Source organism: Paenibacillus sp. Dod16 (assembly GCF_049893405.1).
In the GTDB taxonomy this organism is placed as follows: Bacteria; Bacillota; Bacilli; order Paenibacillales; family Paenibacillaceae; genus Paenibacillus_AQ.
The window spans coordinates 22121-32067 of the sequence record NZ_JBNDYG010000063.1; the positions used below are offsets into that span (position 1 = coordinate 22121).

The window sequence follows — 9947 nt, forward strand, 5'->3', positions numbered from 1 at the left end:
CCTGTTGCCCCCAGATTTATTATGAATTTTATTAACTATGTTTAAATCCGTGGGCAAAGGGGACCGCTCACGCTTCTACAAAATAATTCCGCCTTCTCCGTTGTAGTGATTCCAAAATTCATAGAGCCTTCAGGCGCTAATAAAAATTCTTACTACTCCAGTCCCAGCTTGGCAAAAATCGTATCCACATGCTTCAGGTGCCAGCTTGGATTAAATGCATCTTCAATCTCCTCGGCGCTGAGCACCTCGGTGATCTCAGGCGTGGATTCCACAATCTCGCGGAATTGACGCTGCTCTTCCCATGCCTGCATGGCCCGAGGCTGAACGGTGTCGTACGCTTGCTCGCGGCTGAAGCCCTTGTCGATCAGCTTCGTCATGATCCGGCCCGAGAAAGGAACGCCGAACGTGCGAGCCATGTTGCGCTTCATGTTCTCCGGGAAGACGGTCAGGTTCTTTACGATGTTGCCGAAGCGGTTCAGCATGTAGTTCAGCAGCATCGTAGCGTCCGGCAGAATGATACGTTCTACCGAGGAGTGGGAAATATCCCGCTCATGCCAGAGCGACACGTTCTCGTAAGCCGAAACCATGTGCCCGCGAATGACGCGCGCAAGACCCGAAATGTTCTCCGAACCGATCGGATTCCGTTTATGCGGCATCGCGGAGGAACCTTTTTGTCCTTTGGCGAATGCTTCTTCGACCTCGCGTACCTCACTCTTCTGGAGTGCGCGAACTTCGGTAGCGAACTTCTCGAGCGAAGTCGCGATGAGCGCAAGTGTTGCCATATATTCCGCATGACGGTCACGTTGCAGCGTCTGGGTCGAGATCGGTGCCGGCTTCGTGCCAAGCTTGCGGCAGACGAATTCTTCAACCGAAGGATCGATGTTGGCATACGTTCCAACGGCTCCGGAAATTTTGCCGTACTGCACGCCGTCGGCCGCATGGCGGAAGCGCTCCAGGTTACGGATCATTTCTTCATGCCACAGAGCCATTTTCAAACCGAAGGTTGTCGGTTCTGCATGCACCCCATGCGTTCTGCCCATCATCGGGGTATGCTTGTAAGCCAGTGCCTTCTCTTTCAAAATACCGATAAAGCGTAGGATGTCCTGCTCCAAAATATCGTTGGCTTGCTTGAGCAGATATCCCATCGCGGTATCCACCACATCCGTCGAAGTCAAACCGTAGTGAACCCATTTGCGCTCCTCGCCAAGGCTTTCTGAAACCGCGCGTGTAAAGGCGATGACATCATGGCGGGTTTCCTGTTCGATTTCATAAATCCGATCCATATCAAAGGTTGCATTCTGGCGAAGCTTAACGGTATCTTCCTTCGGAATGACGCCGAGATCCGCCCATGCCTCGCATGCGCACAATTCCACTTCCAGCCATGCTCTGAATTTGTTCTCCTCGGTCCAAATCGCCCGCATTTCCGGTCTGCTGTAACGTTCAATCATCGTTTAATCCTGCCTCCAAATATTAGTTTTCTCTACCCATTCGAGCGCGTCATCGACATCCCCGCACAAGAGGTTGATATGTCCCATCTTGCGGTTAAGCTTCGATTCGCTCTTGCCGTATAGATGAAGCTTAGGCACAACGCCGAGAGACTCTGCAAGCGCGTCGTGCTCTCCAAAGCGCCGTACCGCTTCCTCCAGATGCTGTCCCAGGAGGTTCACCATGACGACCGGGCTCAGCAGCGTTGTGTCCCCGAGCGGCAGATCGCAGATCGCTCTTACATGCTGCTCGAATTGAGAGGTTGAGCATGCCTCCATCGTGTAGTGACCCGAGTTATGCGGACGAGGTGCAAGCTCATTCACGTACAGCTCCCCATCCTCGGTCACAAACATTTCGACAGCCAGCAGGCCAACAGCTCCCATGCCTTCAGCTACGCGTTCCGCGAGCTGACATGCTTTGCGCTGTACTTCGCTTGTCACGCGAGCAGGCACAATCGACAAGTGCAAAATATTGTTGACATGCACATTCTCTGCCGGGGGAAAGCTCTTCACGATGCCGCTGGGCGTACGCGCCGCGATCACGGAGATCTCGCTCGCGAACTTCACGAACTTCTCCAACACCAGCTCCGTCCCGCTGGCAGCCAGCTCTTTGTAGGCTGATTCCAGCTCATCTTCGCTGCGGAGAACCGCTTGCCCTTTACCATCATAACCTCCCATGGCGGTCTTAAGCACGCACGGAAGTCCAAGTTCAGAGGCGGCGGACTGTAAATCTTCCAAGCTTGTTATTTCACGATACGGCGCAACCGGTACGCCGGCCGCTTCAATTGCGGCCTTCTCGCGCAAGCGGTGCTGCGTGGTGTACAGCAGCTTGCTTCCTTGGGGAACATAAGACTGCTCCTCGAGAAGCTGGGCCACGCCCGCATCGACATTTTCGAATTCGTACGTAATGACGTCCGCTTTGACGGCGAGCTGCCGGGCAGCCTCGACGTCGTCATACCGGGCCGTAACCTGATCAGCCATCTGGCCAAGCGGGGAGTTCGGCGTCGGATCAAGGGTGACGAACGAATATCCCATCCGGATCCCGTCCAGCGCAATCATCCGTCCGAGTTGTCCCCCGCCAAGTACACCAATGACGGAACCAGGCAGTAGCTTTTTGCTAGAGACCTTCGTCTGCTGTGCTCCGTTCTCCATCATAGGTTATCGCTGCTTTCCAGCACTTCGTCACGGATACGGTCCCTGCGCGCTTGCACTCTTTCCCGAATCCCCGCATTCGAAGTACCCAAAATCTGGGCTGCGAGCAATCCGGCGTTGGTTGCCCCCGCTTTACCGATCGCTACGGTTGCTACCGGAATGCCGCCCGGCATCTGTACGATCGACAACAATGAATCCAGCCCCTTCAGCGCTTTCGATTTAACCGGAACGCCGATAACCGGCAATACCGTCTTCGAAGCGACCATTCCTGGCAGGTGAGCGGCCCCGCCGGCTCCGGCGATAATGACGCGAAGTCCTCGGCCCTCCGCTTCCTCGGCATACCGGAACATCAAGTCCGGCGTCCGGTGAGCGGATACGACTTTTTTCTCATAAGGAATTTCAAGCTCGTCTAGCACCTGGCATGCATGGGACATCGTATCCCAATCTGATTGGCTTCCCATAATGACTCCTACTTGTGCTGTCATGAGTTACCCCCGCTTTCTTCGAAATTCGACAATATAATGGCTGCTGCTGAAAAAAAAGTCCGATCCCGTAAACACAAAATCTGTGCAGGTCTCGGACATACAAGGATTACGAACGCTGCTGCCTGCGTCAAGCAGAAGAATCTTGCGCATCCGCCGCCAAAGAGGCAAACATGAAACCAAGCCCCGTCGTAGCCGCACCGTTTGTATTCCCTCGTAGTCCGAAAATTTACGGTTTCCGGGTAGAGACTTCCGGGCCATATCCCCGGCTTTATACGAGAAATATTAAATTTCATCAATCACGCTTTATAAGTTATTTTGAACCTCAACATCCTCAGTTTATCAATTTCTGACACCAAATGTCAACCTAAACACGAACAATCGGATTTACATAAAAAATAATGTTCGTATCTAGGGAGTGAGCAATGCTGCAGCAAAAACTTCTTGGAGATTGCGGGCTTTATTGAAGGCAAGGGCAACGGTCGTTCATAAAAAAGGTGTGGGCAGTGATGGCAGCGCTGCGCTGACGCATCGTGATTCCGATCGCTGTTAAACACGGGAAACTGGATTGAACAATATAGGGTTGTTTCCCGTGTTTAAAGGCGAACGCTTCGCTTCTCCATCCACGATTCGTCCGCTCCGCTGGAGCGAGAACCTTTTTTTGCTGCTGCATAGAGGGTAAGGGAAAAGTATTATCGCAGAATAAAATAAGACCGTATTCTGCTCTTTAATTGTAGCTACTTACAAGGAAGATGGGGTCGAGTGTCGAAATCTTATCATCCGACATGAGTATGAAATACGACAGAACTTTAATTCGATATCTATATTTGAATCTCGCAAAAGCAGAATCTATTACTAAGGAGGAACCAATGGCTATCTATCTCGTAAGGCATGGTCAAGATGAAGAAGGGTACCGCGGAGGGTGGAGCCAGCGCAGGCTCATTGACGAAGGGATCAGGCAAGCGGAGAAGCTGGGGCAATACTTAAACGAACACAAACATGATTTTAATATCCACCGGATCGTGTGCAGCGATCTGCAGAGGGCTTATCAGACTGCCTCCATATTGGCCGATAAGCTTAGCCTTCCGTTTCATGGTTCCGAGGATTGGAGGGAGACCAACAACGGTCTGCTAGCCGGCATGCCCCACACATTAGCTGAAGAAAAATTTCCCGGGTTGTATTTTTCCAGCTTACGGATGGACGAAAGATACCCGGGCGGTGAAAGTCCGCAAGAAAATTTCCAGCGGATTAAGAAAACCTTCACGAGGTTATGCCAGGATCAGCTTGCTACAAACGATCATGAGAACGTATTGGTGGTCACTCACGGGGGAGTGATTAACATCATCTATCATCTAATCAAGGATATGGCATGGAGCAATAAGAATCCGTTCTTCCCGGCGGCGAACACCGGGCTGCACAGGGTAGAGTTCCGGGACGGGAGCTGGGAGCTTACCCTGGAGAATGCAGCACCTCATTTGTAATCGGGAAACCCGCATTTCTTCCCGCGAACGACCGGTTCTACCGCTTCCCATGTTTGATGGCATCTACATATTGTTTGGCTTCGACCAAAGACAATCCTAATTCTTCCCTTACGATTTTAATCGCTTTAATGTCCTGCCCCTCCGCCAGCAGCTGTTTGACTTCCTCATGAACCGGCGGTTCAGGTATTCCTAATTGGTTTGCCATTTGATTTAACGTGTTCTGCTGCTGCCTCATTCGCTTCTCCATTGCCGTCATTCGACTGGAGACCATAAGACCGACCAGAACAACCAAGACCATAAGCAGAATAATTTCCATATGAACCTCCTCTGACAGAAAACACCTATCCTCTTAACGGACGCTTCGAAAGATACGGCCCAAATCGCGTACGATAAATATGAAGCCGCACCTGCGGATGCAAAATCGGAAAAAACGAATCTCTATAAAAAAGGGACGCCTAAGCGTCCCAACAACATTATTTTACTACCAGTACCGGAATCTTTGCATGCTGCACTACATTATGGCTGACACTGCCCAGTACGAACTCGCGGATACCGCCAAGACCGCGGCTGCCGATGACAATCAGGTCACTGCCGTTCTGATTCGCATACTCCAGAATGACTTCAGCCGGAGGACCCTGGATCATCTCCACTTGGCCGTTAACGCCTGACTTCTCAATCCGCTCGCGGATTTCCTCTGTCGTCTGCACAGCAAGATCGTAGACATCTTTATTAAGTGAAGCTGGAATTGGGGCAAGCCCTTCCCCAACGAAGAAACGCGGAAAATCGTAAGCATGAATGACATCCAGCGTAGCTCCCGGTGTTACCTTGGCAAGTTCAACCGCACGTCCGAGCGCTTTATTCGCTGCTTTGGAGCCGTCGTAAGCTAGAAGAATTTTAGTAAAAAGCATACAGGCCACCTCTTTCTATAGTTAAGAGACCTACTACAGTTAAAAGACCTACTACTTATTATTAAACAACTTCATACCGATATGAAACGAGCTTGCTGACTCGCTAAGATATTCCTATGTAGTTCAGATTAAACAGACTATCCCCAGAAGTACGTGTATAGCGCGACATTCACGACTAACAACAGCGGCACGCCCATTTTAAATGATAAATGCCTTGTTTTATGACGCTTGCGGTACATGGCAATCCATACACCCAAGGCCCCGCCTATGGCAGCCAGCAGAAACAGCGTTCTCTCCGGAACCCGATCCCGTCCCATTCGGGCACGCCGTTTATCCTCCGACATGACCAGGTAGGCTACCGCATTGATAAAAATAAACCAAACGATCAGTGCAGGTCTCACGTTGGTTCACGCACCCCCATTCCAACTGATCGATCTTCCCCAATCAGCCATTTGCTATACATTCTATGGCTATTATAAAACTGCAGGCTAATGAAGACAATGCCGGCTAAATAATCTTGGATCATGCCCATCTATGAATGCCATTATTAGGACACGGACGACGTCATAATTCCAACGAACCCGTGTCCGGCATAATGACAACCAGGCCATGCTCAACCACTACTCAAAACTTATGATTCATTCTTGGATATTTCATTCAGGCTCGGAACATAGTCTGCAGCCTTTTTCGGTTTGAGGGTCTTGCTCTCCTCAAGAATGCTTGATTTGTTCTGCTGGTTTTCGCTTTTTCTTGCTTTATGATTCGGCATGCAAATCACCCCCTGTCCGTAGAATGAGCCATTCTACCCGAGGTTATGCTAGCGACGGCAAGAAAATCGCTTTTCAGCAATTGGGAGAAGCCTTATGCAGATTATTCCTTCCCCTTCTGCTCAAGGGCCGCCTTCAACAGGTCGCCCAGGTTCGAACCGATCGACTCCTGCTTACTATATTGCTGCACGAGCTTCCGCTCCTCGCGTTTGTTCACATGCTTGGCATCCTTCTTCAGCGTTTCCGTAATGCCGCAGCCCAGGCACTGCACGAACAGCCCCGCCTTGCCTTCTTTCATCTCCATCTTCTTGTGACACTGCGGACAGCGGCGATTGGACAGACGCTTCTCGCCTGAACGCTTGTATCCGCAATCGTCACTCGGGCAGACAAGCAGCTTGCCGCGCTTAGTCTTCTTCTCCAGCAGTCTTGTCCCGCAATCCGGACAGTGGCTGTTCGAGACATTATGCGGTTTGTACTCCGCTTCGCTTCCCTTCACATCCGTGACCAGCTTCTTGGTCATGTCCCGAATTCCACGCAAGAACGGTTCCGGCTTGCCTTGCCCCTTCGCGATCCGCTCGAGCTCGGCCTCCCAGCGTGCCGTGAGCTCCGGTGTTCTCAGCTCTGGAGCGACAAGCTCGATCAGCTGCTTGCCTTTGCCTGTCGGATGGAGGGTTTGCCCCTGCCGTTCGATCGTATCCGAGCTAACCAGCTTCTCGATGATATCAGCCCGAGTCGCGGGGGTTCCCAGTCCGTGCTTCTCCATCTGGGAGAGCAGCGCCGCTTCGTTATAACGCTTCGGCGGCTGGGTGCGTCCCGGTTTCAGTACGCGGCGGACCACCTTCACCGACTCTCCTTCTCTCAGCTCCGGCAGGAGCTTGCCTGAAGACTGGCCCTGAACATCGTCCTGCTCGTCTTCAGCGTCATCATCATAATCGCCGCCGTATACCTCGCGCCAGCCGCTGTCCTTGATCGTAGTTCCTTTTGCGTAGAGCTGTTCTCCCTCAATCTGAACGGTAACCGATACGTTATCGTAGCGGGCAGGAGGATAGAACAAGCTGATGAAACGGCGTACGATAAGATCGTACAGCTTGCGTTCATCCACTGACAGCTGATTCAGCAGCACGGTCTGTTCGGTTGGAATGATGGCATGGTGATCCGTAACCTTGCTGTCATCCACGACCCGTTTGCCCGGCGATAAATTTTTACGCAGCAGCGGACGTGCAATGGAGGCATAGGGCCCGATCGCGATGCTCGAAAGTCTCTCCTTCAACGTTCCGACCATATCCGATGTCAGGTAACGGCTGTCCGTACGCGGATAGGTGACCAGCTTATGCTGCTCATACAGACGCTGCAGTACGTTCGTGTAATTCGGTCAAATCATAGGCCAGTGGATGCGGCTCGGTTTTCTCGCTCTTTTTCACGCTGACGATTTTACCGATGCTGCCCTCCAGCTTCTGCTTCAGCTTGGCCGCCTTATCCTTCTCGAATAGACGACCATCTCCGCCGGCCGGACGCCACGAAACCTCAAAATTCCCAAGATCCGCCTGCAGCGTCTCATATTCCTGAGAGCGGAAATTCACGATTTCCTTCTCCCGGTCCATGATCATCCCGAGCGTTGGCGTCTGAACCCGGCCTGCCGACAACTGTGCATTAAATTTGGTCGTCAGCGCACGCGTCACATTCAGTCCAACCATCCAATCCGCCTCCGCCCGGCAGCGTGCGGACTCATACAGCCGGTCGAACTGCTGCCCCGGCTTGAGTGATGCAAAACCTTCCTTGATCGCCTTATCCGTCTGGGAAGAAATCCACAGCCGCTTGAACGGCTTGTTCCACTTCGCCATTTTGAGGATCCAGCGTGCAAGCAGCTCCCCTTCACGGGCAGCATCGGTGGCAATAATCATCTCGCCGACATCCGGGCGCTTCATCAGATGCTGAACCGTCTTGAACTGGTGGCTTGTTTCCTTCAGCACCTTAAGCCTCGTGTTATCCGGGAGGATCGGCAAATCCTCCAGCGCCCAAGTCTGGTACTTCTTATCATAGTCCTCGGGTTCGGCAAGTCCTACCAAATGTCCAAGCGCCCAGGTCACAATATATTTCGGTCCTTCAAAATAATTCTTCTGCTTCTCGCGGCTGCCCATTACTCTCGCAATTTCCTTTGCAACGGACGGCTTCTCAGCCAATACTAATACTTTCATAGCCCTCCCCTTCCTCTGTCCCCCTATTATAACCTCCCCTCGATTGTTTCCACAAAGATAAGTCAGATCGTTTTCTTAGCCAGCCATGTGAACGTAAGATTGGCACATACGGGACAGCCCTGCTTCTTCAAATCCTCAATCGTGGAATAATCACCCTGCACGCCCACCTGCAGCTCGCCCTGACATTGGATGCATCTGTAGGTTCGGACCGTTCGCCTAACCTCGCCTGTGTAGAGCTCCTCCTCAAAAGAATCCGTAATATGCGGCTCCGTAAATTCCGTCGTTGTTAGCACAATCATCTGACCGCTATTGCCGATCATCTGCGCTCCGATGTATTGATTGAAATGAAGCAGCACCTGCTTTACCGACAAACCCATACGGACAAATTCACGCTGCATGGACCATGTGAAATCGGGAGATTTGTGGGCGAAGGAGAGAAAGATGGGGCATCCCTTCTCGTGTTTCAACGCGCTAATCCCTCTGGATAAGAACAGGGTCAGCCCTTGAAGCGTGTACGGCGGATCCGTAAAAAAGCAATCATATTGCCCGTTCCAGCCCTCAGGCAAAGGCTGCCTAAGATCGATATGTCTGCATGTAACCGATAAGCCTTCTTTTGCAGCTGCACGCTGGATAAACCGCAGGAATCGCTCATCGATATCCATTACGGTAATGGCGGCTCTCTGGTCCTTTGCGTTCGGGAACAGCCGTTTAAGCAGCAGACCCAGCGAGATGCTCACAAGGTCGTCATCGCCAACGCACAGGATGTTCTTGCCGATCAGGCTATGCTCCCTCAGACACAGAACGGCTCTCCGAAGACTCGTCTCCACCGTGCATTGGGATTGGTCGATCTGAACATCGACTTGGGGGCGCTGCTCCAGGATCTCCGTGAGCCTCGCTAGTACATTAGAAAGCTCCGGCTGCCAATCGTGTTCCTCGGCCATAAGCTTCTGATACAGATCTTGATCGATCCCGCCGTATCCCAGTTCATGTTCAACATACACCTTCCCGGCAGAGGTGCAGCGAACTCCCCGCTCTTGAATGAGAGCACCTGCCTTGATGAGCTCCTTCTTGATTGCGGCAGTGATTGGAACGGGTAGATACGTATGTCGTGCCAGCTCTTTGGTTGAAATACCGGGCCGCATATAACTCGCTACCAGCAGCTGTTCAATCACCTGAACGCCTTCCTGCAAACGAACCTTGGTTTTCACTTCTTCTATATAATTCATCATGTGAATCACGCTCTTTTCCTGAATATGGGGTGGTTATTGCCCCTGGAAAAGAACACACGTAACCCCATACGTGCAGTAATAAAAAAAGGACAGAAGTCCATGTAAAATGTACCCCGTAGAGTAGACACCTAAAAAAGGTCTACTCTACGGGGTACTTTTCTATATACTTAAGGAAATAAAATTCGGGGAGAAAACCATGAGTATTAAGTTATTTAGTCAACGTGATGTGAACAAGATAAAATCCAATCC

9 protein-coding genes, 1 pseudogene and 1 riboswitch are annotated in these 9947 nt (G+C 51.5%); of the genes and pseudogenes, 1 reads left to right on the forward strand and 9 read right to left on the reverse strand.

What is annotated here, in order from left to right:
- Window positions 1-152: 152 nt before the first annotated feature.
- Genes purB through purE form a run of 3 tightly spaced genes read right to left on the reverse strand, consistent with a single transcriptional unit; the run spans window position 153 to window position 3121 of the window.
- The gene (purB, locus tag ACPV3A_RS32850) at window positions 153-1448 is read right to left on the reverse strand and encodes an adenylosuccinate lyase (protein ID WP_426203951.1); all 1296 of its coding nucleotides are present in this window, start codon (window positions 1446-1448) and stop codon (window positions 153-155) included.
- A gap of 3 nt (window positions 1449-1451) precedes the next feature.
- The gene (purK, locus tag ACPV3A_RS32855; RefSeq protein ID WP_426203953.1) at window positions 1452-2639 is read right to left on the reverse strand and encodes a 5-(carboxyamino)imidazole ribonucleotide synthase; all 1188 of its coding nucleotides are present in this window, start codon (window positions 2637-2639) and stop codon (window positions 1452-1454) included.
- Window positions 2636-3121, reverse strand: a complete 486-nt coding sequence (gene purE, locus ACPV3A_RS32860) for a 5-(carboxyamino)imidazole ribonucleotide mutase (protein WP_220686528.1) — start codon at window positions 3119-3121, stop codon at window positions 2636-2638. Before purE ends, purK begins: the two co-directional genes overlap by 4 nt.
- A 194-nt stretch (window positions 3122-3315) precedes the next feature.
- Window positions 3316-3417, reverse strand: a riboswitch (purine riboswitch).
- Between the two features lie 570 nt (window positions 3418-3987).
- Between purE and ACPV3A_RS32865 the strand changes: the two genes are divergently transcribed.
- Window positions 3988-4599, forward strand: a complete 612-nt coding sequence (locus ACPV3A_RS32865) for a histidine phosphatase family protein (protein ID WP_426203956.1) — start codon at window positions 3988-3990, stop codon at window positions 4597-4599.
- Window positions 4600-4636: 37 nt separating this feature from the next.
- Here ACPV3A_RS32865 and ACPV3A_RS32870 read toward each other — a convergent pair whose 3' ends face one another.
- The 6 genes and pseudogenes from ACPV3A_RS32870 to ACPV3A_RS32895 form a co-directional block, all read right to left on the reverse strand.
- Window positions 4637-4915, reverse strand: coding sequence for a hypothetical protein (locus ACPV3A_RS32870; RefSeq protein ID WP_426203958.1), 279 nt, complete (start codon window positions 4913-4915; stop codon window positions 4637-4639).
- Window positions 4916-5072: 157 nt separating this feature from the next.
- Window positions 5073-5507 carry a universal stress protein gene (locus ACPV3A_RS32875; protein WP_071221566.1) on the reverse strand — a complete coding sequence of 145 codons (435 nt, stop codon included), beginning with the start codon at window positions 5505-5507 and terminating at the stop codon, window positions 5073-5075.
- Between the two features lie 137 nt (window positions 5508-5644).
- Window positions 5645-5908, reverse strand: a complete 264-nt coding sequence (locus ACPV3A_RS32880) for a DUF1294 domain-containing protein (protein ID WP_071221567.1) — start codon at window positions 5906-5908, stop codon at window positions 5645-5647.
- Window positions 5909-6138: 230 nt separating this feature from the next.
- On the reverse strand, window positions 6139-6276 hold the full coding sequence (locus ACPV3A_RS32885; RefSeq protein WP_181469949.1) for a hypothetical protein: 138 nt from the start codon (window positions 6274-6276) through the stop codon (window positions 6139-6141).
- Between the two features lie 101 nt (window positions 6277-6377).
- A pseudogene (locus ACPV3A_RS32890) lies at window positions 6378-8469 on the reverse strand (DNA topoisomerase III).
- A 62-nt stretch (window positions 8470-8531) separates the two neighbouring features.
- Window positions 8532-9698, reverse strand: a complete 1167-nt coding sequence (locus ACPV3A_RS32895; RefSeq protein WP_426203961.1) for a bis-aminopropyl spermidine synthase family protein — start codon at window positions 9696-9698, stop codon at window positions 8532-8534.
- Between the last annotated feature and the right edge of the window lie 249 nt (window positions 9699-9947).